Annotated in this window: 17 protein-coding genes; 2 read left to right on the top strand and 15 right to left on the bottom strand. The window is 67.7% G+C overall.

The annotated features are described in order from the left end of the window. Positions 1-7: 7 nt before the first annotated feature. On the bottom strand, positions 8-493 hold the full coding sequence (locus ITJ49_RS09015; protein WP_194604251.1) for an OsmC family protein: 486 nt from the start codon (positions 491-493) through the stop codon (positions 8-10). 24 nt (positions 494-517) lie between these two features. On the opposite strand from ITJ49_RS09015, the gene ITJ49_RS09010 reads away from it, so the two are divergent. Then, positions 518-1,543: an asparaginase gene (locus ITJ49_RS09010; RefSeq protein WP_194604249.1), complete on the top strand. Its 1,026-nt coding sequence runs from the start codon at positions 518-520 to the stop codon at positions 1,541-1,543. Between the two features lie 101 nt (positions 1,544-1,644). Here the strand turns inward: ITJ49_RS09010 and ITJ49_RS09005 are convergent, their stop codons facing one another. From ITJ49_RS09005 to ITJ49_RS08965, 9 genes are all read right to left on the bottom strand, one after another. Beyond that, positions 1,645-2,352, bottom strand: a complete 708-nt coding sequence (locus ITJ49_RS09005; protein ID WP_194604246.1) for a hypothetical protein — start codon at positions 2,350-2,352, stop codon at positions 1,645-1,647. 163 nt (positions 2,353-2,515) lie between these two features. Beyond that, positions 2,516-4,444: a zinc-ribbon domain-containing protein gene (locus ITJ49_RS09000; RefSeq protein ID WP_194604243.1), complete on the bottom strand. Its 1,929-nt coding sequence runs from the start codon at positions 4,442-4,444 to the stop codon at positions 2,516-2,518. A 16-nt stretch (positions 4,445-4,460) separates the two neighbouring features. After that, the gene (locus ITJ49_RS08995; protein WP_194604241.1) at positions 4,461-6,860 is read right to left on the bottom strand and encodes a transglutaminaseTgpA domain-containing protein; all 2,400 of its coding nucleotides are present in this window, start codon (positions 6,858-6,860) and stop codon (positions 4,461-4,463) included. After that, positions 6,857-8,107: a DUF58 domain-containing protein gene (locus tag ITJ49_RS08990; protein ID WP_370544438.1), complete on the bottom strand. Its 1,251-nt coding sequence runs from the start codon at positions 8,105-8,107 to the stop codon at positions 6,857-6,859. Before ITJ49_RS08990 ends, ITJ49_RS08995 begins: the two co-directional genes overlap by 4 nt. 238 nt (positions 8,108-8,345) lie before the next feature. Beyond that, a complete protein-coding gene (locus ITJ49_RS08985; protein ID WP_194604234.1) occupies positions 8,346-9,317 on the bottom strand; it encodes a MoxR family ATPase in 972 nt (323 codons plus the stop codon). Positions 9,318-9,363: 46 nt separating this feature from the next. Further along, positions 9,364-15,213 (bottom strand): Ig-like domain-containing protein, encoded by a 5,850-nt coding sequence (locus tag ITJ49_RS08980; protein ID WP_194604229.1) that lies wholly within the window; start codon positions 15,211-15,213, stop codon positions 9,364-9,366. Beyond that, positions 15,210-16,643, bottom strand: coding sequence for a serine/threonine-protein kinase (locus ITJ49_RS08975; RefSeq protein WP_194604226.1), 1,434 nt, complete (start codon positions 16,641-16,643; stop codon positions 15,210-15,212). The genes ITJ49_RS08980 and ITJ49_RS08975 overlap by 4 nt, the downstream gene beginning before the upstream one ends. A 230-nt stretch (positions 16,644-16,873) precedes the next feature. Then, entirely contained in the window at positions 16,874-17,704 is an 831-nt protein-coding gene (locus ITJ49_RS08970; protein WP_370544437.1) for a PP2C family serine/threonine-protein phosphatase, read from the bottom strand. Continuing rightward, positions 17,701-17,961 (bottom strand): FHA domain-containing protein, encoded by a 261-nt coding sequence (locus tag ITJ49_RS08965; RefSeq protein ID WP_370544436.1) that lies wholly within the window; start codon positions 17,959-17,961, stop codon positions 17,701-17,703. Before ITJ49_RS08965 ends, ITJ49_RS08970 begins: the two co-directional genes overlap by 4 nt. Positions 17,962-18,237: 276 nt before the next feature. Between ITJ49_RS08965 and ITJ49_RS08960 the strand changes: the two genes are divergently transcribed. Continuing rightward, positions 18,238-18,741, top strand: a complete 504-nt coding sequence (locus ITJ49_RS08960) for a methylated-DNA--[protein]-cysteine S-methyltransferase (RefSeq protein ID WP_194604223.1) — start codon at positions 18,238-18,240, stop codon at positions 18,739-18,741. 82 nt (positions 18,742-18,823) lie between these two features. Here ITJ49_RS08960 and ITJ49_RS08955 read toward each other — a convergent pair whose 3' ends face one another. The 5 genes from ITJ49_RS08955 to atpA all read right to left on the bottom strand — a co-directional run bounded on the left by ITJ49_RS08955 (position 18,824) and on the right by atpA (position 24,069). Beyond that, positions 18,824-19,582, bottom strand: a complete 759-nt coding sequence (locus tag ITJ49_RS08955; RefSeq protein WP_194604220.1) for a YaaA family protein — start codon at positions 19,580-19,582, stop codon at positions 18,824-18,826. Positions 19,583-19,732: 150 nt separating this feature from the next. Then, positions 19,733-19,993, bottom strand: a complete 261-nt coding sequence (locus tag ITJ49_RS08950; protein WP_055958533.1) for a F0F1 ATP synthase subunit epsilon — start codon at positions 19,991-19,993, stop codon at positions 19,733-19,735. Between the two features lie 2 nt (positions 19,994-19,995). After that, positions 19,996-21,456 carry a F0F1 ATP synthase subunit beta gene (gene atpD / locus ITJ49_RS08945; protein ID WP_055958535.1) on the bottom strand — a complete coding sequence of 487 codons (1,461 nt, stop codon included), beginning with the start codon at positions 21,454-21,456 and terminating at the stop codon, positions 19,996-19,998. 35 nt (positions 21,457-21,491) lie between these two features. Continuing rightward, positions 21,492-22,391: a F0F1 ATP synthase subunit gamma gene (locus tag ITJ49_RS08940; protein WP_055958539.1), complete on the bottom strand. Its 900-nt coding sequence runs from the start codon at positions 22,389-22,391 to the stop codon at positions 21,492-21,494. 43 nt (positions 22,392-22,434) lie between these two features. Beyond that, positions 22,435-24,069: a F0F1 ATP synthase subunit alpha gene (gene atpA, locus ITJ49_RS08935; protein ID WP_055958542.1), complete on the bottom strand. Its 1,635-nt coding sequence runs from the start codon at positions 24,067-24,069 to the stop codon at positions 22,435-22,437. Between the last annotated feature and the right edge of the window lie 18 nt (positions 24,070-24,087).

Genomic DNA, 24,087 nt, shown 5'->3' with positions numbered 1-24,087 from the left:
TGAGCTTTCAGGCGGGAAGCTGAGCGTTCGCCACGACGACGGTGGGTTCGTGGCGCACCGGGAAGTTCATCGAGGAGGCGATGAAGCACTTCGCCGACGCCTCACGGTGCGCCTCTCGAGCCCGCTCGACCATCGACTCGTCGGCCACCGTAACTGTCGGGTGCAGCACGACCTCAGTGAAGTGCCCGCCCCCGTCGGACGTCTGCACCATCGTGCCGGTGGCGTCGTCGACGTAGCCTGTGACGACGACGTCGACCGTCGTGCACACCCACAGGTAGCTCAGCAGGTGGCACTGCGACAGGGCCGCGAGAAGCATCTCTTCGGGGTTCCAGCGATCGACGTCGCCGCGGAACGGCTTGTCGGCCGACCCGAGGATCTCGGGCTTGCCCGTGACGGTCAGCGTGTGATCGCGCCCGTACGAGCGGTAGTCGCGGGTTCCCCGGCCGCGATTGCCCGTCCAGACGGCGTGCAGCGCGTAGGTGTGGTCGATCATGCCGTCAAAGTTACACTCGGCCTCATGAGTCACGAGCACCAGGATCCGAAGCCCGCTACGTCGCGTCATCCGCTGGAGGTGTCGGGAAGCGTGGAGCTCGCGGTGCTCCAGCGCTCCGGCATGGCCGAGAGTCGCCACATCGGCGCCGCCGCCGTGGTCGACTCGTCTGGGCGGATCGTGCGAACGCTCGGTGATGCCGCCGCGTCGATCTATCCGCGCTCGTGCCTCAAGCCTTTTCAAGCTCTCGCCGTGCTGCGGTCGGGGGTGCGACTGGAGGGGCCGGAGGCGGTGCTTTCGACCGCCAGCCATGCCGGGACCCCGCGTCACCAGGCCGTCGTCGAGGGCATGCTGGCCCGGATCGGTGCCACCGAAGACGACCTGCTGTGCCCGCCCGACTGGCCGTACGATCGCGACACCGCGCGGACGGCGAGCGACAAGCGACGCATCTTCATGAACTGCAGTGGCAAGCACGCCGGCTTTCTCCTCGCCTGTGCTGAGAACGGCTGGGACCCGCGCTCGTACGACGACCTCGACCACCCGCTGCAGGTGGCTGCCAGCGAGACGGTCGCCGACTACCTCGGCGAGACGGTCGATCACGCCGGTGTCGACGGCTGCGGTGCACCCGTGTTCGCGGCGACGCTCACAGGGCTCGCGGGGGCCGTTGCTCGTCTGGTGCGGTCGGCCGACACCGACGACGACCCTTTGGCGGGCCATCTGGTTCGTGCCGTGTTCGACGACGCCTGGGCTCTCGACGGCGAAGGTCGCGCGAACACCGTCACGATTGACGAGACCGGTCTGTTCGCGAAGCTGGGTGCCGAGGGAGTCATGATCATGGGGAGCCGTGAGGGACTCGCCGTCGCCGTGAAGGTGCTCGACGGCAACCTCCGGGCCGGCACACTCGCAGGACTGACCCTGCTCGAAGCCGAAGGGGCCGTCGCATCGGACGCCGTCGATCGCGTGCTCGACCAGACGCTGGAGCGCGTGACCGGCGGCGGCGTCGTGGTCGGTGGTATCCGGGCCGGCGCGGCGCTGGTGGGGATGCGCGGCTGATTCGCGAGGCTGCGCGGTTGGCGCACGAGGCCGATTTGCGCGGCTGATCTGCCGAGCTGCTGAGCTGCCGGGCTGCTGAGCTGCGGGTCTGCGGGGCTGCGTCACGCGGTGCTCCCGAGACAGGACGGGTCGGGGCGAGCTGGTCGGTCGGCCCGGGGCTGTGCGACGGCCCCGAGCTCGAGGGCGGTCCAGGCGCCACCGCACTCCCCCGCTGCCCGCGCGCAGGCGATGCCGTCGGGCCCGACCCAGACATCCACCGTCTCCGGCGGCACGGCCAGACCGAGGGCTGCCGCCGGCGGTGAGACCTCGACGACAGTCTCGGCCCCGAGCCGCACCAGGGACGGCAGCAGCGCGCTGAGTGCCGGAGGCGCGAACAGGCGCACTCGTGTAGCTGGGGCACCGAGGGGGGCCTTCTCAAGGATCCGCGGAGCCGCCTCACCCCCGACCTGCACCGCGCTCACGACCGCTCCCGACCCCACGACTGCGCTCCTCGCCCGAGGAGGATCGCAGCCCCGAACGAGCCCGGCGAGCTCCTCGGCCATCGCCTCGTCAAGACGCCTCTCAAAGTCGAGCCGCGCTGCGGCACACCCGTCGCGTCGATGCCGCTCTCGCAGCGCCCCGCGAATGAGTACCTCCGCGACGGCGGCGAGTGCGACCACGCCCATGCCGACCGCGAGCATCGGCGTCGGAGGCGAGAGCGCCAGAGTGACTGCAAGCAGGAGGCCCAGGGCCGCGGAAGCGACGATGGGAAAGGACGGCGTCGGAGTGCCCGGCGGAGGCTGCGGTGCGGTGAGGTGGACGTGGCTCATACGTCGAGTCAAGCCGTCGCGACACCTCGGCAGGCGTGGATGCGGGGATCTGTGGTGAGACGGTCTCGGATCCTCGCCTGTGGAGACGAGGTGACGCCCCGCGACTCGTGACCGTGCCCAGAAAGTCGTGATCGTGACCAGCGAGTCGCGCTCGCAGCCCGTCTCAGCTGACGATGAAGAACTGCTCGCCGATTTCGACCCGCGCGCCCCGGGGCACGCGAACACGCTTGCCCGGCTCGGCCCGGCGGACCTCCTGCGACGGCGCCTTCACGATCGTGCCGTTGCCCGACCAGCGATCGGCGACCCACAGGTGGCCGTCGTCCTGGCCGAATTCGAGGTGCGTTTTCGAGACCGAGCGGCCGGGGTCGAGGATCCGGACGAGCAGCTCGATCGCCTCGCCCGGCTGCGGCGTCGGGGCTCGTCCGACGAGGCCGCTTCCCTGAACGGTGAAACTCTCGCCCGTCGAGAACTGGAGGATGAACGATTCCCCTACCTCGCGACGCGGCACGATGCGAGTGCTCTCGACGTCGTCGGCCGGCGCGCCGAGGGTCACGGCCCAGGGCGCGGCCGACGGCGAGGCCTGCGGAGCGGGGGCGACGGTCGGCACTGCCGATTCCGCCGGGCGGCTCGCCGCAGGGGCCTCGGGTTCGGCTGCTCGCACAGGCGGTTGCGGGGGGCTGACGGGCCGATCGACCAGGGCCTCGGGCACGTCGCCGACGCGGACAGGGGGTACCTCCGACGACGAGGCGGGCGGCATGTGGCGCGCGGCAGTCGGAGCAGAGTGCGTGGGAGTTCCCGCGTGCCGAATCGGCTCGACGGGGGCGGCAGTAGAAGCCGAAGGATCGGACGCGGATTGCGGGGGCGCAGCTGGCGGCGACGACCACAACTGCGGCGCTTCGCTCGCCTGTCGACGACCGAAGAGCCGTCGTCGCTTAGGCGCGGGAACCGGATCAGGCACGAAGGGCGGTGACACCTCGACCGGCGACGGCAGGGGTGTCGGGGTCAATGGGGCCGACCGGGGGGCCGGAGGGGCCTCGTGCGTCCTGCCCGGCTGAGGGCGTTCCGGCTGAGGGCGTTCTGGCAGGGGGCGTTGCGGAGGGGTACGTCCGCTCGATGGTGCCGCAGCAGCGCCGGTGATCGGCACGATGGGTCCGGTGAAGGAGGCGGCTACAGACTGCACCACGGCCCCGCACTCGCCACAGAAGATATCGCCCTGGTGCAGGGGTGCGCCGCAGTCCGAGCACACAGCGCCGGCCGATTCGCGCGCTGTTGTCGGCGCAACGAGCGGGGCGATCACGTTGGTATCGCCCTCGACGGCGACCACGTCAGGGCCGACCGGAGCGGCGAGGGGCTCAGGATCCGACGGCTCATCCTCCAGCACCGGCTCGACCGCCACCGCAGGTGCGACGTCGGCGACCTCGGCATCGTCGGCGGGCGGTTCCACGGCGGCCGCGTGATCGACCACCCCAGGAGTATCGTCGGTCGGCGCGGCAGCGGGGAGCGAAGCGGCGACGTCGGCTTCGTCGTTCGAGTCCTGTGTGGTCGGGGTGGGGCGGGCATCCCCCTTGATCGCGGGGTCAACCGCGATCGGAGTCACCGACGCCGTCCACAGCGGCACGGACGCCGGGCGCACCGCGCCCGTGTCAGACCGCTCCGCGCCTGCCGATGCGGCGGCACGAGGCCGGTCAGCCCCCGCCTCGCCAGCGAGAGGTTCGTTGTCTCGGTGACCCCGTGGGATCCTCGACCCGTTCTCGTCGGGGCGCCGGGGCGTCTCGTCGTCTCCGGACTCGCCGTCTTCGAGAGCGCTGTCTTCGGGCCCGCCGTCTTCGGGCCCGCCGTCTTCAGGAACGCCGTCCTTAGGCGCCCCGCCCGCGCGCTCGCTGTCGAGCCACCAGGGCGTGCCGGCCGGAACAGCGGTGGTCTGGGGCTCCTGCAACACCCACGGGCGGCGAGGCTGAGCCGCCACCGGCGCCTGCTCGACCGGGGCCTCGGCACGGAATGCAGCCCAGTCGGCCGCGGTGATGGCACGACCGCACTGGCCGCAGAACATGGCTCCGTCGGGCAGCGGGCTCGAGCAGGTGGGGCAACGCATGTGTGGTGAGTGATCCCTAACGCTTGAAAGGCTTCCGGCCATGGTATCCACGGAGCGACCTCGTCGAGACCGCGGCCCGGAATCGTTGCCAGCGAGTGAGGCCCGTATCGAGATGGGTGCGCATCTCACCGACCGCCTTCCAGACGCGATCCGCGTCGGGTGCGGACGGCGGCTCGGGAGCGAAGACGGCCCGGTCGACCACGCGAGCGAGAACACCGGCGCGGGTGCTGCCGACCGCCGCCGCGACCTCGCTTCGAGTGGCGGAGCTCGGGGTGGGGATGCCGTGGTCGACGACGGCGTCGTGGTACTCCTGCCATCCGTGAGTCATGCGGACGCCAGGGTCGCGGGCACGGCGCCGCCGCACCCGTCGACGCCCCTTGACCGCGACGATCGCGAGGAACGGCGACATCACCAGGCCGGCTATGAGGGCGGCCCAGCCAGCGATGCGGCCGGCTGAGAGCAGGAGGGCGATCCAGGCCGGTGGGTCGGTGGGGCTGTCCTGGCGGCTCTGCGGTTGGGTCTGATCGTTCGGCGGGTCAGCCTCTTGCTGGGGCGGCTGAATTACCGACTGGGGTCGCGAGACCTGGTTCGGATCGACTTGCTGGTCTTTCGGGATCTCGCGGGGTTCCGGGTTCGGGTCGAGCGAGACCCAGCCGTACTGGGCGGTGTCGACCTCGATACGAGCCGTGATGTCGGAACCTGTGAAGGTGGCCGTGCCGCCCGTCGATGACGAGCCGGCGAATCCCAGCACCACCCGCGCGGGGAACCCGAGTTCGTCGGCCATCAGCGCGGCCGCCGCGGCGTATTGTTCACCGTCGCCGATCATCAGGTTGTCTGTGAAGAGGCGGGTGAGTCGGTCGGCTCCGTGGCCGGAGAGGCTGGCGGGTTCGTCGGCCCCGACGCCGTGACTCACGTACCCGTTCTTCTTCAGGCCGTCGAGGGCCGCCTGCAGGCGTGGGCCCTGCCCCTGAACCCCGTCGACGTACGACTCGAGGGCGGCCGTGAGTGCCGAGGGCACCTTCGTCGGCGCAGGCACACTGGCGTCGCCGGGGGTCAACGACTGGAGCGCCGCTCGCGAGGGCTGTTGCGGCTCGACGGCAGTGAGCCGATACGAGTCATCTTGTGCGAGCCCGCCGAGGACGGCGGCGGTGCCCGTAGTGTCGTTGTAGAAGAACGCGTCTCGAAGAGCGGCACTTCTCGAGCCGCTGAAATCGATCGACTCCAGCTTGCCCACGGTCGGAACCCAGACACCCGTGTAGCCGTCGACGGCTACATCGATCGTGACGTGACGGCCCCTGACCTGAGCCTGATCGATCGACGTGGGCACGCGCGCGAAGGTGCCAGAAGCGGCCGAGACTTCGTCGCTGCCGACCGAGAACTGCACGCCGTCGTAGGTGTCGAGAGTGGCGATCCTGACGAAGCCGCCCGCTCCGAGACCGGTGACCGTGATCTGGGGTGTGTCGGCCTCGGCGGATTGCTCGTAGGCGCGGAATCCGCTGAGGGGGCTCACGTAGTCGCGCGGATCGAAAGGTGTCTGCACGGCGTCGCGGGCGACCCAGCGCGACGACTTCGGGCCTATTGCGCCGGTCACAGCCGCTCCCGCGGCGGTCGCGACGACGAGAGTCAGCAGCGTTCCGGCGACGGCACGGCGTGCCACGGCGCCGTGACCGGACCGACCGCGAGCCTCACCTCTGGATGGCCTCCGGCGGCCGGCAGTCGTTCCCCGTGTCAGCAGGTCGATGGCCAGGCGCCGCCGGCGGAGCCTCCACCAGACGATCCAGAGCACCGACACCGCGAGCAGCACCAGTCCGGTCATCAGAGGCAGGAGGGGCTCGCGCGGACCGAGGACGATGCCCACCAGATAGATCAGCACGGGCGGCACGAGCGCCAGCTCGGCGCGGCGGCTTCGGAACGCCGTGCTGAGCCCCACGGTCGTCCCGGCGAGCACGAGCACAAGAGCCGGGACCAGCAGGGCCTGGTAGTCACCCACGGGGAGCGTGATGGTCAGCAGCTGCTTCCAGCCGAGCGCAACGCCCCCGACCAGCTCACGCAGACCTTCGACGCTCGGGAGCACCCCGTAGAGCGCTTGGTTCGGCACCGCGAGTGCAACCCCGAAGACCCCGAACGCCACGATCAGAAGCGCGAGGATCCAGATGCTCGCCAACCGCAGAAAGAGACCGGCGAGAGCGATGGTCGCCCCGAGCGCGAAGCCGCCGACGAGCAGGATCAGGAAGGCGCTGCTGCGGTAGATGGGCCAGAGGGTGGCGCTAGCCGCCACCATGACAACGAAATAGAGGCCTGTCTGGGCCAGGGCGAAACCGGTGCGGATCTTCGGCCGGGTGGATCGCGGGCGAAGCCCCGGCCCGCGGGCCGCCGATCCACTCACCGGGGTTTCTCTCCGGTCGATGACGGTCATGACGCCACCGTCCGGGCGAGTGACTTCTGCAGGTCTTCGAGGTAGCCGACCGTCAACACGGTCATGTCGGCGACTCGGCGAAGGCCAGGAACCGTCTCGGGATCGCAGACGATCGCCACCGTCTCGACGCCCGCCGGGAACGCCGAAGCGGCTGCGCGCAACTCACCGATACCCGTCGTCGAGCCGACCACGAGGAAAGCGACCGAGATGCCGGCGACCTGCTCCCCCGTCACCCGAGCGACGTCTGAGATTCCGAGCGCGGCCTCGGAATAGGCCACCAGCGAGAGATCGTCGAGGAGACGGGTCGGGGTGAGGGTCGACAGCGGACGGACGGCAAGGGTCTTCCGCTTCGCGAACTCGGGGGTCCGCTCCGACACGACCACCGAGACCTCCCGGGCGTCGCGAATCGCGCGCACCCCGAGTGACGCCGCCACGCCGACGCCGAGCTCGAACTCCTCCTCGGTGGCGAAGTCGGCGTTGGCGAGGCTCAGGGCGATCACGATGTGGCTGCGACGTGTCTCTTCAAATTGCCGCACCATGTAGGTGCCTGCGCGGGCGCTGGACTTCCAATGGATGTGTCGGCGGTCGTCGCCCGGAAGGTATTCGCGAAGGGCATGGAACGAGATATCGCTCGGCGAGAGGTCGCGGGTCGGACTGCCCTCGAGGTCGCGGATCAGCCCGGTGCTCGTCGACGGAATGCCGATGGTGCGCGGGTGGACGAACAGCTCGACGACGTCGGTCCAGTCGAGCTCGCGGCGGACGAGGCCGATCGGATCTCCGCGAACCGTGCGAACCGGCCCCACGGGAATGACCCCGCGCTTGTTCGTCGGCACCTCGAAGGTCTCGTCGACCGATTCACCACCGCGCAGGCCCGGGAGGGTGAGCTCCACGAGACCGGCGCCGATCGGAATCTCGACGGTGATCCCGAGCACGCGGCGCCTCGTCGGATTGCTCACCGTCACGCGACCGGAAGCCTCATCGCCCACAGCCACCCGGCTGTGAGGCAGATCGAGAGCGATCGTGAAGACGCTGCGACCGATGGCCGTGACGACCGCCAGGATCAGGATGACGACGAGCGCGAATCCGACCGTGACGAGCTCGACCCAGCCGAGCGCATAGCCCGCCACTAGGCACGCGGGGGTGAGGATCAGCAGTGCCCAGCCGACCGGGGTGACCACGCTCGAGGCCACCTCGACTCCCCGGCTGAGGACGAGAGCGAGCCGGCGACCGAGCCGCACGATCAGCACGACGATGTCGGCGCTGAAACCCTGTCTGTCTCCTACGATCCGGGTGCGGGCGTTCGTAAGCCCCTGCGTGCTAGTTCCGTAGTGCGAGTCTGCGGTGGCGTTTCGCGTGCTCTCGCCGCGCGCTCGGTCAGGGCCCGGCCGCCCAGCGCGGGACCGCTGCGCCGGCGATCCCTGCACCCGCGAGCCCTCGGTTCGAGCGCGTTCTCCCGGCGGCGTCACGCGTACGCCGCCGCACAGGTCACGCGGAGACCCTCTCGGCGGGCGGCGCGATCTCGATCAGCAGCTGGCTGATGACGCTGCTGGCGGTGACTCCGTCGAACTCCGCTTCGGGATCGAGCACGATCCGGTGGGCGAGAACGGGCTCGGCGAGCAACTTGACGTCGTCGGGTGTCACGTAGTGCCGACCGGTCGACGCCGCGTACGTCTTGGCGACGCGCACGAGAGCCAGGGCGCCGCGGACGCTCACACCGAGACGCACTTCGGGAGCCGTTCGGGTGCCCTCGACGATCCGGGCGACGTAGTCGGCGACGACCGGATCGACGTGCACGGTTCGGGCGAGGCGAGACATTTCGCCGATGACTCCCGCTTCGACGATCGGCGACAGGCTGCCCTCGTGCACGCGAACCGCGGAGTCTTCGAGGATCCGCAGGGTTGCCGCATGGTCGGGATACCCGATGGAGGTCTTCATCAGGAACCGGTCGAGCTGCGCCTCGGGCAGGCGGTAGGTGCCCGCCTGCTCGATGGGGTTCTGGGTAGCGATCACCATGAACGGCGACCCCACCTCGTGCGTCACCCCGTCGACCGTGACGCGCGACTCCTCCATGACTTCGAGAAGCGCGGACTGGGTCTTCGGGCTCGCCCTGTTGATCTCATCGGCGAGCACGATGTTCGCGAAGATCGGTCCGCGGTGGAACTCGAACTCGCTCGTCTTCTGGTCGTAGATGCTCACGCCGGTAATGTCGCCGGGCAGGAGGTCGGGGGTGAACTGGATCCTGGAGCTCTCGCTCTGCACGGTCTGCGCGACGGCTCGGGCGAGTGACGTCTTGCCCGTGCCAGGGAAGTCTTCGAGCAGAAGATGGCCTTCGCTCAGAAGGGCCGTGAACGACAGCTTGATCACGAACGACTTGCCGAGCAGCACCTTGTCGACGTTGCCGACGAGGCGCGCGAAGATATCGGCGAACCAGGTGGCCTGCTCAGGCGTCATGCTCATGCTCGGGGGGTTCCTTCGGTGTGGGTGACGATCTTGGCGTGGGGGCTCAGGGCGTAGCCGGGTCGGAGAACGTGTGCTCGTAAGTCTGCCCGTTGGCGGTCACTCTGATATCGAGGCTCGGCGCAAGAAGACCCCCTCCGTCGACCGTGCAGGAGTTCGCACCGCTGACCGCATCCTGCCAGTCGCCGCCGACACAGCGGAATTCGAGCTTGCTATAGCCGGGGTTCGCAGCCGGGTCGTAGTTGAACGCGTAGCTGCCGGTGAGGGTGAGGTCTGTCGGCCCCGTGTAGGTCGCTCCGACATCGGTGCTGACGGGTGTGGCCGAATTGCTCGTTCCGGCGGGCCCGCACACTGTCGCAGCGGCATCGCGGCAGCCGCGAACGGTATAGGTCTGAGGCGACCCGTACACACTTCGATCTTGAGAGCTGGTCAGCTGGTCTCCGCGCTGCACGGTCGTCCAGACGCCCGAGCTCCGCACCTGGTAAAGCACGGCCGTGCCGCTGGCGACAGACAGATCGCCGACTGTGACATCGGAGAAGACCGAGGTCGTGCTGGGCGCTACGGCTATTGACGCCGAGGCCTGCCCCGGAGCCGCCAGGCTCTGCACGCCGTCCGACTTCGCCGCCGAGCAGAAGTAGCCGTTGTCGGCGTAGACGAAGTACGTGTACGACTTGCCGTCCGACGCGTTGGAGTCGACGTAGGACGTCGTCTGCAGAGCCCCCGAGATCGCGCCGGGCTTGCTGGTGGCACTGCAAGCGGGAGTCGAGGATCCGGCGGTATCGCGCCCCACCACATAGTTCACGGCGCTGCCCCCGTTGCTCCCCGCGGCCGTCCAGCTCACCGTGATCGCGCCGTTTCGGTCGCTCGATGCGGTGATGCCCGTGACCGGCGCCGGCGTGCCGACGGGTGAACCCGTGACCGCACCGCTACGAGCCCAGTCGTCGGAGCTGTCGACCTCCGCGGCGTTCTTGGCGTACACCCGCACCGAATACTGCGCACCCGGGGTGAGCCCGCCGATCGTGGTCGAGGTCGACGAAGCGGGTACGGTCTGCGATCCGGGGGCACCGTCGCCGGCGATCTCGACCACGTAGCTGGCGACAGACGTGCCTCGGGCCGGTTTCGGCACGGCATTCCACGCGATCACGAGCGCACCCGGAGTCGTCGATGACGGCGTGACTGTCACCCCGGTCGGGGCCGAAGGGACGAAGTCGGCGCTATACGCCGAGCTCAGGGCACTCGGTTGCGACGCTCCGACGGCGTTGATCGCCTGGACGGAGAACTGGTAGCGCACGCCGGGCTCGAGGTCGGTGAGCGTGCACAGGGTGGAGGTACCGCAGTCTTTGACGTACGTCGCGGAGCCGGAGGTGCTCGTGAGCCGGTACGACGTGATCGCGGAGTTGTTGGCCACCGACGCCTGGTAGGCGAGGGTCAGTTCGCCGCCCACGAAGGTACCCGAGCGCGTGGGTGCCGCCGGTGCGTCGGGGACGTCCTGCACCGAGATCGTCACGTTGCCCCAGACGTAGCGGGACGGATCGCCGGTGACGTCAGCGATCTGGTACTGCAGGTTCGAGTTCGTCGGCCTCGCTGACGCGGACACCGTGACGGTCAGGCGGCTCTTGTCGGCGGAAGGCTTTACCGACACCCCCTTCGGCAGGGAGTTGCCGCCGAGGCCGCGGATCGCGATCACGCGCAGCGCCTGACCCGGGAACGGGTTCGCGGCCCGATCGTTGGCGAGGACGTCGACGACCGTTGTCGAACCGCGCTTGACGATCGCGGTGTCGGCGGCGGCGATCGCCAACGGCCTCGTCGAACGGACGACGGTCATCGAGACGGATCCGGCCTGCGCAGCCGAGGTGCGGTCTCGAACGGTGACGCCGATCCGGCCCGTGTCGCCCGTGGCGGCGCTCGAGGTCGCCGAGACGGTGAGGTTCGAGCCGGTCAGCTCCACCCGGAAGCCGGGCACGCTCGACGTGGTGAGGGCGTAGCGGAGCTGCCCGAGGTCGTTCGGGTAGTTGTAGGTGGTGAGACGTCGGAGGTCGAGTGTCCGGGACTCCCCCGGCTCCAAATCGATCGACGAGGCCTGGAAGACCGGCGGCTGATTCTGCCTAGCAGTGACGGTGATGGGCAGCACGAGCGTCGCGACGTGGCCGTTCGGGTCGTCGGCCGAGGTGCCGTCGGTGACCTGGAACGAGATCGACGCCTGACCGAAGAACCCCGCTGCCGAGGTGAATCGAAGCCGACTCGGGCCGACCACGAGCTTCGCTCCGTCGGAGTGCGTCGCCCGAACGGTGCTGCTGTCGGTGACCCGGACCCCGTTGGATCCTGTCGCCACGACGTGGTCGTTGAGGTCGATGTCGAGGGTGGCGCCGCTGACCACGGAGAGCCCGGGCGCCGTCTCGTCGATCTGCGGGAGCGTCTCGTCGGAGCCCGGCACGCGGATGAAGGCGTAGGTCGTGATGCGCGAGTCGTCGGGATGAGAGACGGCGAAGGGGATTATCTGGCTGCGGGCGGTGACGGTGACCCGGATCCTTTTGTTGGAAAGAACCCTCGCTGTGTCTCCGTACCCGTCGACGAGGCGCAGGCCGAGGCTCGAGACGCTTCCGTCGGCGAAGAACACGTTCGCGAGCACGTCGACGTCGACTGTCGTACGACCCAGCACGTCTTTGAGCGTGAGCACGCTGTCGGCCGCTTCGGGGTAGTTGAGCTCGGCCCGGGGGTCGACCTTGACCGTGATGAAGTTCGAACTGCTGCCCCCGCTGGCATTCGCCACCGTGTAGACGAGCCCGTAGGTGTTCGTCTTGGCGGGTGGCGTGACCCGCACCACGCCGTCGGCGAGGATCGTCGCCTTCACGGACGTATCGTTCGGCCGAACCGCCGTGACCCGCAGCGCCTGCCCGTCGGGGTCGGAGTCGTTGGCCAGGACCCGCACCAGAATGCTTCCGCCCGGCCGCATGGTGACTGCGTCGGCCACCGCGATCGGGTCTTTCGATCCCTGGGCGCGCGGGGCGATGCCGATGCGCACGGTGCCGGTGGCCCGAGCGCCGAGCCCGTCGACGACCGTGTACGTGAAGGTGTCGGTGCCAGCCGAGTAGCTTCCCGCCTGATATTCGATGTCACCCGCTCCGACGCTCGACACGCTGCCCTTCTGGGGGTTCGAGTCGACGCCGAGCAGCTGAACCGAGTCGCCGTCGGGGTCGATGTTGTCGAGGGGCACCTGCACCCGGACGGTCTGCCCCGCCACAACCCGTGCCGTCACGGTCTGCGGAACCGGCGCCTGGTTGGTCGAGCGGTCGGATTCACGAACCGAGATGCTGACCTGAGCCGTCGCCCTCTGACCGTCGGGTCCGTCGACGGCATACTCGGCGGTGAAGTTTCCTGGTGTGGTGGGTGCGAGGTACCGCAGCTGCTCCCCCGACACGAACAGCAGCCCTCCTCCCGACGAGACGTTCGAGACGAGTTTCGGTTCGAGCACGATGTCTTCGCCGTCGGGCTGCTCGTCGTTGGCGAGGACGTCGATGTCGACCGCTTGGCCGGCGCGGGCGGTGACCTGGTCGTTGGTCGCGATCGGCGGTTGGAGTTGCGACGGCTTCGGGATCTCGACCACGGTGACCGTGCCCGTCGACGACGCGAGCCCGTTCGAGACCGTGTAGGTGAACGAGACGGGGGCCTCGATTGGCTGCGCCAGCGTGATCCGAAGGTAGCGCTGCTCCAGGGTCTGCACCTGGACCCCCGATGAAGACGCCGGAGCATCGACGGCCGTGACCATGAGCACGTTGCCCGCCGGGTCGATGTCGGTCGCCGTGATGTCGACCGACTGCGAGCTCAGCGTCTGCACGAAGACGGACTTCGGTGTCGTGATCGGAGCCGTGTTCGGGTCGGGAGGGCTGCGGACGTCGACCCGGATCGTGCCGGTGGCGGTCTTCTGACCGTCTGTCACCGTGTACTCGAGCTGGTGCGAGCCGACGTTGCCTGAGACGAAGGTGAACGTGCCCGTCGAATAGCTCGGCGTGATGGTCACGCCCGATTTTGCGGGGACGCTGTTCAGCTTGATCGTGCCGGAACCGCCGGAGGCATAGCGGAGCGGATTGATGGTGGTCGTTCGGTTCTCGTCGGCCTGGACGGAGAACGACTCGGCGCGGAGGGGTGTGGCGCCAGCGGCGTCGACGGTGATCTGCAGGGTGCCACGGCCCGTCGAGCGGCCGTCCGAGAGCGAGAGCACGATCTCTTGGGTCGACGGCCCGTCGCCGGCATCCTGGTAGACGACCTCGCCGGTCGGCTTGAACGTGACCGTGCCCCCGTCGCCACCCGATGCGCCGGTCAAGTAGAACGGATCGCCATCCGGGTCGACGAACGATCCCAAAGTGTCGACCGTCACCCGCCCCGACGACGAGACGACGTCGCGGAGAGCCCGCACCTGCTTGGGAGCGCCGTTGAGGGCATCGCCGTGGATTCCGACCGTCACCCGCGCCGTCGAGGTGCCACCGCGGCCGTCCGAGATCGTGTAGCCGAACGTCACCGATCCTGTCGCCCCCGCGGGGAGGGTCAGCATGATCTGCTGCCGGTTCGACACGACCTGCACTGTCGCGCCTGCCGACGTGGGGTCGGTCACCGAGTCGATCGAGATCGGATCGCCGTTGGGGTCGTAGTCGTTGAGAAGCACCGGAAGCAGGGTGGCCCGCCCAGCCCGGGCACCGAGGTCATCGGCAGTCGCCACGGGAGGCTTCTGCTGCACCTCGAGCTTCTCTTTGTCGTCGGTGACGGGTGTCTCGTCGTTCTGCTGGTCGCGCTGATCGTCGATCAGGTCGCCCCAGTTGTCGATGAGCTGGCCCTCCCGCTGAATCGCCCACGCCCGTCCCCCGGCCGTGTCGTTGAGCACGACCCGAGAACCCGTTACGGCGAAGGCCAGCGCCGCCGACGACGGCACCGAGGCCAGCTCGGTCACGCCCGTGCCCGCCGCCCCTGCGCCCGGGCAGTCGGTCCACGACGCGCCGTCGGTCCATGCGGCGTAGGAACAGCCGCCGACGACGACCGGTCGTGCCGGTGTTCCCGATCGATCGGCGACCCGGTTCGTCACCGTGCCGCCGAACGACACCGAGACGAGGCCCGACGAGCCCGCTACCAAGATCGAGGATCCGGCATCCGCCGATCGCTGCAGCGTCGCGCGGCCTGTTATCTCGCCCGAGAGCTCCACCGCGCGACCGTCGACCACGAGCGTCTTGGTGGTCCGGTCGAGAACCGCCCAGTGGGATCCGACGGTCGCGACCTGGAAGGCATCGCGCTTGGGCAGACTCAGGCGCGCACGGTCGGTGACCCCGAACCGGGTGACCGACGAGACGATAGAGAGCTCGCCGGTATCGGCCGAGTAGGCGGAGAGACGGCCGGCGGGGCTCATGCCCGTCGTCACGGTCGACCCGAGGCTGAGCTCGGCCTGGGTCTGCGCGTCGAACGAGGCCAGAGTGTCGACCGGCGTCGTCCAGAACTGCCCGGTCTTCTGCGAGAGAACGACTGCCGTGTCGCCCGCCAGCAGCACGTCGGGAGAGTCGGGCGGAAGGGGCACGGTCTGACCGAGTTCGGCCGTGGCCGTGTCGACCACGCCAACCGTGGCGTCGCTCCGGTTCACCAGCAGGACATGCTGGGGATCTTGCACCACGGAGATGTCGGAGCTACTCGAACGGACGGCCGAGTTCAGCTCGAGCACACCGGGATTGGCCCGCCCGACGGCCGAGAGCGATTGGTTCGTCACCCAGACGGTTCCGTCGTCGAGGTTGAGCTTTTGGGCCTGGTAGCCGGGGCTCGTCAGGCCGATGGTGGCCGCCACGGCCGCCAGAAGCACGACACCCAGACCGGTCGCGGTAAACGATCGGTGAGTCGACAGATATGAGAGGAGCCGCCTCACCCGGTCTCCTCCGGCGAAGCGCACTTCTCGGCGCTGACCTGCCCGGGTTTGCCCTCGCGGGTGACGGTGACCGTGATGCAGACCTGCTGACCGGAGTCGACGGGCGCGAGGAACGTCGAGGAGGTTTGGGTGCTCGAGTCGGTGCCCTGCGTCACGAGGTACGAGTCGCCGCTCCGGATGCCCGGATCCGCCCAGCTGAATTCGATCGATGATCCCTTGGTCGTCGCCTGGATGTCGCTGACCCGTGGAATGTCGGTCGACGTCGATCGCACGAGGAAGAGCGTGGCGACGCCCCCGAGGGCGATGAGCACGGCCGCCGCCGCGATGACACCCCACCACACGTACTGGCGACGCCGTACCGGCCCGGCCGGGCGCGTGCCCGTCGACCGGGGAATGGCGTTCGAGTTGCGCGCCCCGGTGTCGAGCGTGCGTGAAACAGGCGTCGACGAGGCAGCGGGTCGACGACGTCGCCGTCGATTCGACGAGCCCGAGGTCGGCGTCTCGGAGCCGCGCACCCGGGTGCGGTCTTCGAGATCGGCGACGGTGGCCAGCGCCCAATCGTCGACCGCCACCTCTATGGCGGTCTGGGCGACTCCGATCTCGGATTCGACCTGCTGGAACTCCCGGATCAGCTCCAGAATCGAACCCTGGCGGTTTTCGGGTCGGTGCGAGAGCGCTCGCGCGAGTGTCGCCTCCAGCCCGGACGGCACGTCTGTTCGGCCGATCGCCTGGAATCGACCCTTTTCGATTCGAGCCATGAGGTCGCTCGAGGTGTTTGATCCCCCCATCACCTCGAACGGGCTGCGACCTGCGAGAAGCGAGTACACCGTGGCGCCGAGCGACCAGACCTCCGAAGCGATCGTGCCCGAGCTGTCGTCACGCAAGACCTCCGGGGCCGACCACGGGATCGAAAGCCCCACGACTTCGCTCGGTTCGCTCTCACCGAGCGAGGCGGCGATGCCGAAGTCGGAGAGCACGGGATGGCCGTAGGCGGTCATCAGGATGTTCGACGGCTTCACATCGCGATGCAGAACACCCTGCCGATGGGCCGTCTCGAGGGCGCTGCCGATTTTAACGGCGATGCGGAGGACGTCGGCGACGGGAATGCGCTCGCGCCGATACCGCTCGCTCAACGACGACGAGCACAGCTCCATCACGAGATACGGACGCCCATCGGCCGACACACTCGCCTGGTAGACGGTGAGGATTGAGGGGTGAGCGCTCAGCTGCGCCATCAGATTGGCCTCGGCCTGGAACATCTGACGAACCTGGTCGTTGACGACCTCGCTCAGCATGACCTTGACAGCGACCTGACGCCTCGGCATGTTCTGCTCATACAGGAACACATCGGCGAAACCACCCGAGCCGAGCACGTGCATGTGCGAGAAACCCGGGAGGACCGGGGGTTGAGAAGGGAGGCGTCGTGCCATGTCGCCCCCTCCTCGAGTGCGTGCGGATCAGCATTCGCAGGGCGTTGGGTGTGCCCGTTTATCTCCGCCAGGGGCTGATGCTCTGCAAGCCCCGACGAATTGCCGATGTCCGTCATTGTAAGCGGAGCCGCCGATACCCCTCTCGTCTCGGGGGTGCATCTGGGGACAACCGGGGACACCCCATTTCGGGGGGGTGCCAGGCTCTGAGACCCGATGTGTGCCGCCGCGAATCAGTTGCGGGGCAGCTGTCCCGTGGGAACGGTCGCCTCGATGTCACCCGGATGCTCGGCACCGCGCACGTCGACGACCACGGCCGTCACGTTGTCGCGCCCGCCCGCCTCGACGGCCGCGGAGACGAGAGCCTGAGCAGCCGCGTTCGACTCGGGATTCGCATCGAGCAGCGTGGCGATCGCTCGCGGGTTCAACTCTTTGGTGAGACCGTCGGAGCAGACGAGGATCCGGAGCCCCGGCCGGGCAGGGACTCTCCAGTAGTCGGGGCTCGGCTCCGCCCCGAAGCCGATCGCCTTGGTGATCACATTGCTGTCGGGGTGATTCTCGGCGTCATCGGGGTGCAGCATGCCCGCCTGGACCATCTCCTGCACCACAGAGTGGTCGACGGTGACCTGGCGGAGTACACCGGAGTCGAGCATGTAGACGCGCGAGTCCCCGACGTTGAAGATGGTGAAGAACGCCCCCTCGCCCTCCCGCGTGAGAATCGCTCCCGTGACCGTGGTGCCCACGCCCAGCTCGGTGCCGATGGCGGCGATCTCGATGTCGTCGGTCGCTGTGCGAAGGGCTTCTTCGAGGGCCTCGGTGTCGAAGAAGTCACCGTCGGCGGCCTGGTCGAGACGGGTGACGACCGCGTCACTCGCAACGTCGCCGGCGCTGTGCCCGCCCATCCCGTCGGCGACCACGAAGAGCGGTGCCCGGGCGATGAAGCTGTCTTCGTTGTGGGCGCGACGCTTGCCGACGTTGGTAGCGCCCGCCCAGTCGAGCACGACGGTCGACCCCTCGTCGAAGCGAATGCTGTGGGCGGTCGTCGGGCGGCCGATCTCTGTCACGGAGTGAAGTCTTCCTGAGGAGTGATGCGCGTACTGGGCAGGATCTCGAGACGGTTACCGTCTCCGATGTCAATTGTGGTGCCGACGAGCACGACGATCGACTCGCCTTGCCGAAGAGCGACCGGATGCCGCCCCGGAATGGTCACACGCGTTCCATTGGTCGAGCGGAGGTCGGTGACCACGACGGCACTGCCCTCCTGCCTGATCTCGACGTGGGTGGACGAGACTTCGCGCCGGGGCGACGGAGTGGTCAGCAATATCGGCGTGACTCCTCGTACCACCCGGGGCGGAGAAGGACGACGACCCACTATTACCGGGGCGGTGAGCTCCACCGCCTCGGAGCCGATCCGAACGCGATGAAATCGCTGGGGGCTGAGCATCGCCACGGGCCCTCCTCGATCGACCGCCGGTCGGCGGATGGGATCACGCTACCAATCGTCGACAGTCCCGGTGCTCCCCGCTCTTTCGTCGCCCCCTGTTAGGCCTGTGGAAAGCGCCCCCGCGGTTGTTGCGCTTCCTTCTAGCGTCGCCCCATGCAGAAAACACGCCTCTTTCCCACCTCCTTCGTCCGCCACGACTCCCCCGTTGGGGCCTTGGGCATCCACACCCGATCCGGCAGCATCATCCGCGTCGACATCGCCCGAGGCGGCGTCCTCCCCGGAGAGGGTCTTGACGAGTGCCCCACCGCTCTCCACGACGAGGCGCGTCGGCAGTTCGACGACTACTTCGCCGGCAGGCGAGATCGATTCGACCTCCCGCTTCTGCAGATCGGCACTCCGTTTCAAGACGAGGTCTGGGGCGCACTCCTCCGCGTCGCGTGCGGTGAGACCATCAGCTACGGAGAGCTCGGGCACCGCGTGGGTCGTGAGAACGGCGCCCGTGCCGTCGGCGGCGCCATCAGCGCAAACCGCATCGCCATCCTGATCCCGTGCCACCGTGTCGTGGGTTCCGATGGTCGTATCACCGGCTACACACCCGGCGAGGGCATCGAGACGAAACGCTGGCTGCTCCGACACGAGCAGGAGGCATTCGCCTGACGCGTGCCCGGTCGCCGTGCCCACGCCGGCACGACCGTCACGGGTTTTGCGCCTTCTAAACGGGCCCCGAGGATCCCACTGGTCACCCGCGAAGGACGGACTCCGACACGATCTCGAGCTCAGCGCCCGAAGTGTCGACGACGATGCCGTCATCTCGTGCCCACCCCACGAAATCCTCGATCGACTCGAGCCTCGGGCGCGAAGCCAGGAGCCGTGCAACGAGCACGCCCTTGGTCTTTTTGTTGAAGTGGTTGAGCGCGCGCCGTCGACCGCCTTCGTCGGACACGATGCGAACGAAGGCACTGCCGGCGGGCGCCGGGCCGAGCTCGGCGTAGCCCTCACTTCGGAGGTCGATCACCGGTCTTGCGGCATCCACCAACACCCGGGCGACCGCGCGTGACCAGTGCGCCTTGAGCGCCACTCCCGGCAGGCGCGAGTCATGAGAGAGGCGGTACGCCGGAATGGGGTCCGTCGCCCCCACCAGGCCGAAGAGGGCGGAATGAATGGCGAGGTGCTCGCCAGCCCAGGCCCATGCCTCCGGCGGAAGCTCCGACGCACCAATGGGATCGTAGGCGACTCCGGTGTACCTCTCGAGGGCCCGCAGGGTGGGTGACTTCTTCACGAGACGGTTGCGCTCGACTTCGGTCGCGAGACGAGGGCCGATCTTCAGAGCTGCCATGGTTGCCTCGGGGTCGCGGCTCAGGCGATGCAGCGCAGCCGTGACCGAGCGCCGCTGCCGGTCGAGACCGGGAAAGGACAGCGCTGCGAAGTCGAGAACGGAGTCGGGTGATCCTCCGTCGCGCTTCGTCTCGGACGGCGGAAGAAGAAAAAGGAGGGGCATCAGCATCTCGAAAGCAAGCGACGACTCGTCGTCGCACATCACGTGGACATGGGTGAGGAGCCGGGGCGACCGACCCCGGACAGACGAAAGCCCGGGCGGGAAGTGCAGAGTGCACTACCCGCCCGGGCTTTTACGGCTGGGTTGGAACGATCAGACCAGCGAGGCGTTCCGGGCGACGATCGTGACCGTGTCGTTCTCCACAGAGAGGAACCCGTCTTCGGCCGTAGCCTCAACCGTGGCACCACTTGCCTGGCGGACGCGAACCTGCCCGGAAGCAAGGATCGCCAGAACTGGCTCGTGACCCGGAAGGATTCCGATCTCACCCTCGGTGGTGCGAGCCGTGACCTGCGCGGCTTCGCCCGTCCAGATCTGCTGATCCGCGGAAACGACGTTCACTGTGAGAGCGGCCATGATCAGCCGTTCTCCTTCTGGATCTGTGCCCACTTCTCTTCGACGTCAGAAATGGAACCGACGTTGAAGAATGCCTGCGTTGCGACGTGGTCGAACTCGCCGTTGGCGATAGCGGTGAACGACTCGATCGTGTCTTTCAACGGCACGGTCGAACCCTCGACACCGGTGAACTTCTTCGCCATGTAGGTGTTCTGCGAGAGGAACTGCTGAATGCGGCGCGCACGCGAAACGGTGATCTTGTCTTCCTCGGAGAGCTCGTCGACACCCAGGATCGCGATGATCTCCTGGAGCTCTTTGTTCTTCTGAAGGATCGCCTTGACGCGGATGGCCGTGTTGTAGTGGTCCTCGCCCAGGTACCGCGGGTCGAGAATACGGCTTGTCGAAGACAGCGGGTCGACGGCCGGGTAGAGACCCTGCGACGCGATTTCGCGCGACAGCTCGGTCGTTGCGTCGAGGTGGGCGAACGTCGTCGCGGGAGCCGGGTCGGTGTAGTCGTCGGCGGGAACGTAGATCGCCTGCAGAGAGGTGATCGAGTGACCGCGGGTCGAGGTGATGCGCTCCTGGAGCACACCCATCTCGTCGGCGAGGTTCGGCTGGTACCCAACGGCGGACGGCATACGGCCGAGCAGCGTGGAGACCTCGGAACCCGCCTGCGTGAAGCGGAAGATGTTGTCAATGAAGAGCAACACGTCTTGCTTCTGCACGTCGCGGAAGTACTCCGCCATCGTCAGTGCCGACAGGGCCACGCGCAGACGCGTTCCCGGCGGCTCGTCCATCTGGCCGAAGACGAGGGCGGTCTTGTCGAAGACGCCCGCCTCTTCCATTTCCATGATGAGGTCGTTGCCCTCACGGGTGCGCTCACCGACGCCGGCGAAGACCGAGACACCACCGTGATCCTGCGCAACGCGCTGGATCATCTCCTGGATGAGGACGGTCTTTCCGACGCCCGCACCGCCGAAGAGGCCGATCTTTCCACCCTGAACATAAGGCGTGAGGAGGTCGATGACCTTGATACCCGTCTCGAACAGCTGAGTCTTCGACTCGAGCTGGTCGAACGCCGGCGGCTGACGGTGGATCGGCCAGCGCTCGGTGATCTCCACCGTCTCGCCGGGGGCACCGTTGAGGATGTCGCCGGTGACGTTAAACACCTTGCCCTTGGTGACGTCTCCGACCGGGACCGAAATCGGCGCTCCGGTGTCGGTGACCTCCTGGCCGCGGACGAGTCCGTCGGTCGGCTTCAGGGCAATGGCGCGGACCAGGTCGTCGCCGAGGTGCTGTGCGACCTCGAGGACGAGGTCGACGTGCTGGTCACCAATGGTGATCGACGTCTTGAGCGCGTTGTAGACGCCGGGGATGGCATCGTGCGGGAACTCGATGTCGACGACAGGACCGGTGACGCGGGCGATACGCCCGACACCGGGAGCCTTGTCGGCCTCGACTGGCGCGGTGGCGATGTCAGTCATTTTTCTCTCTTCTCATTGCCTCTGTGGAAGGCAGGCTACTTGGCCGAGCTCAGGGCGTCTGCGCCGCCCACGATCTCGGAGATCTGCTGCGTGATCTCGCTCTGGCGCGCATTGTTGGCAAGACGCGTGTAGTCGCGGATCAGGGTGTCGGCGTTGTCGCTCGCGGACTTCATCGCCTTCTGGCGAGCGGCGTGCTCGGAAGCGGCCGACTGCAGCATCGCGTTGAACAGGCGACTCTCGATGTACACCGGGAGGAGCGCGTCGAGGACGTTCTCCGCATCGGGCTCGAACTCGTAGAGAGGCAGAATCGCGTTCTCTTCGGGCTCTTCGACACCCTCCACGACTTCAAGAGGCAGGAGTCGGACGACCTCGGGGGTCTGCGTCACCATGCTCACGAAGCGGTTGTAGACGACGTGGATCTCGTCGACGCCGCCCTCGGCCGAGTCGGTCAAGAACTTGGAAACGACGGCGTCGCCGATCTCCTTGGCTGTCGAGAACTGGGGCTGGTCGGTGTTGCCCGTCCATCCCTGCTCGGCGTCACGCTGGCGGAAGGCGAAGTAGCTGGCCGCCTTCCGACCCACGAGGTAGTAGACGACCTCCTTGCCCTGGCTCCGGAGCAACGTGGCCAACTCTTCGCCCGCCTTCAGCACGTTCGACGAGAAGGCCCCGTTGAGGCCCCGGTCGGAGGTGAAGAGGACGATGGCGGCTCGGTCGATGGACTCGGGCTCGGTGGTCAGCACGTGGTCGACGTTCGAGAACGTCGCCACGGCTGACACGGCGCGGGTGACCGCACGCGAATACGGACCGGACGCGACCATGCGCGCCTGGGCCTTCTGGATCCGCGAGGCCGAGATGAGCTCCATGGCCCGGGTGACCTTTTTGGTCGTCTGGGCAGAGCGAATGCGCTGTCGGTAGACCCGAAGTTGCGCTCCCATGTGTCTCCTGTTGGTGTCGTGTGAGGATAAGGTCGGTCAGCCGCTAGCGCGACTTGACGATCTTTTCCTGGTTGACGTCTTCGGCGTCTGTGGCCGTGAACTCTTCGCGTCCGACCGAGGCAAGAGGCTTGCCCTCGCCGGTCTGGAACTCCTTCTTGAAGGAGTCGATCGAGGAGTCGAGCTCGGCGACGATCTCGTCGGAGAGGACGTTCTTCTCGCGAAGGGTCGTCAGGACATCGCCGTTGCGGTCGAGGTAGTCGTGCAGCTCGGCCTCGAAGCGCAGGATGTCGGCGACGGGAACTTCGTCGAGCTTTCCGTTGGTACCAGCCCAGATCGAGACGACCTGCTTCTCGACGGGGAACGGCGAGTACTGGGGCTGCTTGAGCAGCTCGGTCAGGCGAGCACCACGAGCGAGCTGGCGGCGGCTGGCCTGGTCGAGGTCGGAAGCGAACATGGCGAAGGCTTCGAGCGAGCGGTACTGAGCGAGCTCGAGCTTCAGCGTGCCGGAAACCTTCTTGATCGACTTGACCTGCGCGTCACCGCCGACTCGCGAGACCGAGATTCCGACGTCGACAGCAGGGCGCTGGTTGGCGTTGAAGAGGTCGGACTGCAGGAAGATCTGGCCGTCGGTGATCGAGATCACGTTGGTCGGGATGTACGCCGAGACGTCGTTCGCCTTGGTCTCGATGATGGGAAGACCCGTCATCGAGCCGGCGCCGAGCTCGTCGGACAGCTTCGCGCAACGCTCGAGCAGACGAGAGTGCAGGTAGAAGACGTCACCCGGGTATGCCTCGCGTCCCGGCGGGCGGCGAAGAAGCAGCGAAACGGCGCGGTAGGCCTCCGCCTGCTTCGACAGGTCATCGAACACGATGAGGACGTGCTTGCCCTCGTACATCCACTGCTGACCGATGGCCGAGCCGGTGTACGGAGCGAGGTACTTGAAGCCGGCGGGGTCGGAAGCCGGGGACGCGACGATCGTCGTGTACTCCATGGCCCCGGCGTCTTCGAGGGCGCCCTTGACCGAAGCGATCGTGGAACCCTTCTGACCGATGGCGACGTACACGCAGCGAACCTGCTTGTTGGTGTCGCCGGACTCCCAGTTGGCCTTCTGGTTGATGATCGTGTCGATCGCGATGGCCGTCTTACCGGTCTGGCGGTCACCGATGATGAGCTGACGCTGGCCACGGCCGATCGGGATCATGGCGTCGATTGCCTTGATGCCGGTCTGCATGGGCTCGTGCACCGACTTGCGCTGCATGACACCGGGAGCCTGGAGCTCGAGGGCGCGACGGCCAGAGGTCTCGATCTCGCCGAGACCGTCGATCGGGTTTCCGAGCGGGTCGACGACGCGACCGAGGTAGCCCTCGCCCACGGGAACGGAGAGGACCTCACCCGTGCGGGTGACCTCCATGCCCTCTTCGATGCCGCTGAACTCGCCGAGGACGATGACACCGATCTCGTCTTCGTCGAGGTTCTGGGCGAGGCCCAGAACGCCGTTGTCGAAGCGGATGAGCTCGTTGGCCATGACGCCGGGGAGACCCTCGACGTGGGCGATACCGTCGGCGGCGTCGATGACGTGGCCGACCTCGGTTGTTGACGTCTGCGAGGGCTCGTACGCCGAGACGAAGTCTTTGAGGGCGTCGCGAATCTCATCAGGGCTGATCTTGATGTCTGCCATTGGGATTCCTTTGTCGTT

The organism is Frondihabitans sp. VKM Ac-2883 (assembly GCF_015350875.1).
Classification (GTDB): Bacteria; Actinomycetota; Actinomycetes; order Actinomycetales; family Microbacteriaceae; genus Frondihabitans.
Note: the sequence above shows the minus strand (reverse complement) of the source record. Positions and strands in the feature narration are given on the sequence as shown.

Excerpts from the sequence above, each read along its gene's own strand:
- ITJ49_RS09015 (WP_194604251.1), bottom strand. The coding sequence starts at position 493 with ATGATCGACCACACCTACGCGCTGCACGCCGTCTGGACGGGCAATCGC.
- ITJ49_RS09010 (WP_194604249.1), top strand. The coding sequence starts at position 518 with ATGAGTCACGAGCACCAGGATCCGAAGCCCGCTACGTCGCGTCATCCG.
- ITJ49_RS09005 (WP_194604246.1), bottom strand. The coding sequence starts at position 2,352 with ATGAGCCACGTCCACCTCACCGCACCGCAGCCTCCGCCGGGCACTCCG.
- ITJ49_RS09000 (WP_194604243.1), bottom strand. The coding sequence starts at position 4,444 with ATGCGTTGCCCCACCTGCTCGAGCCCGCTGCCCGACGGAGCCATGTTC.
- ITJ49_RS08995 (WP_194604241.1), bottom strand. The coding sequence starts at position 6,860 with ATGACCGTCATCGACCGGAGAGAAACCCCGGTGAGTGGATCGGCGGCC.
- ITJ49_RS08985 (WP_194604234.1), bottom strand. The coding sequence starts at position 9,317 with ATGAGCATGACGCCTGAGCAGGCCACCTGGTTCGCCGATATCTTCGCG.
- ITJ49_RS08975 (WP_194604226.1), bottom strand. The coding sequence starts at position 16,643 with ATGGCACGACGCCTCCCTTCTCAACCCCCGGTCCTCCCGGGTTTCTCG.
- ITJ49_RS08960 (WP_194604223.1), top strand. The coding sequence starts at position 18,238 with ATGCAGAAAACACGCCTCTTTCCCACCTCCTTCGTCCGCCACGACTCC.
- ITJ49_RS08955 (WP_194604220.1), bottom strand. The coding sequence starts at position 19,582 with ATGCCCCTCCTTTTTCTTCTTCCGCCGTCCGAGACGAAGCGCGACGGA.
- ITJ49_RS08950 (WP_055958533.1), bottom strand. The coding sequence starts at position 19,993 with ATGGCCGCTCTCACAGTGAACGTCGTTTCCGCGGATCAGCAGATCTGG.
- atpD (WP_055958535.1), bottom strand. The coding sequence starts at position 21,456 with ATGACTGACATCGCCACCGCGCCAGTCGAGGCCGACAAGGCTCCCGGT.
- ITJ49_RS08940 (WP_055958539.1), bottom strand. The coding sequence starts at position 22,391 with ATGGGAGCGCAACTTCGGGTCTACCGACAGCGCATTCGCTCTGCCCAG.
- atpA (WP_055958542.1), bottom strand. The coding sequence starts at position 24,069 with ATGGCAGACATCAAGATCAGCCCTGATGAGATTCGCGACGCCCTCAAA.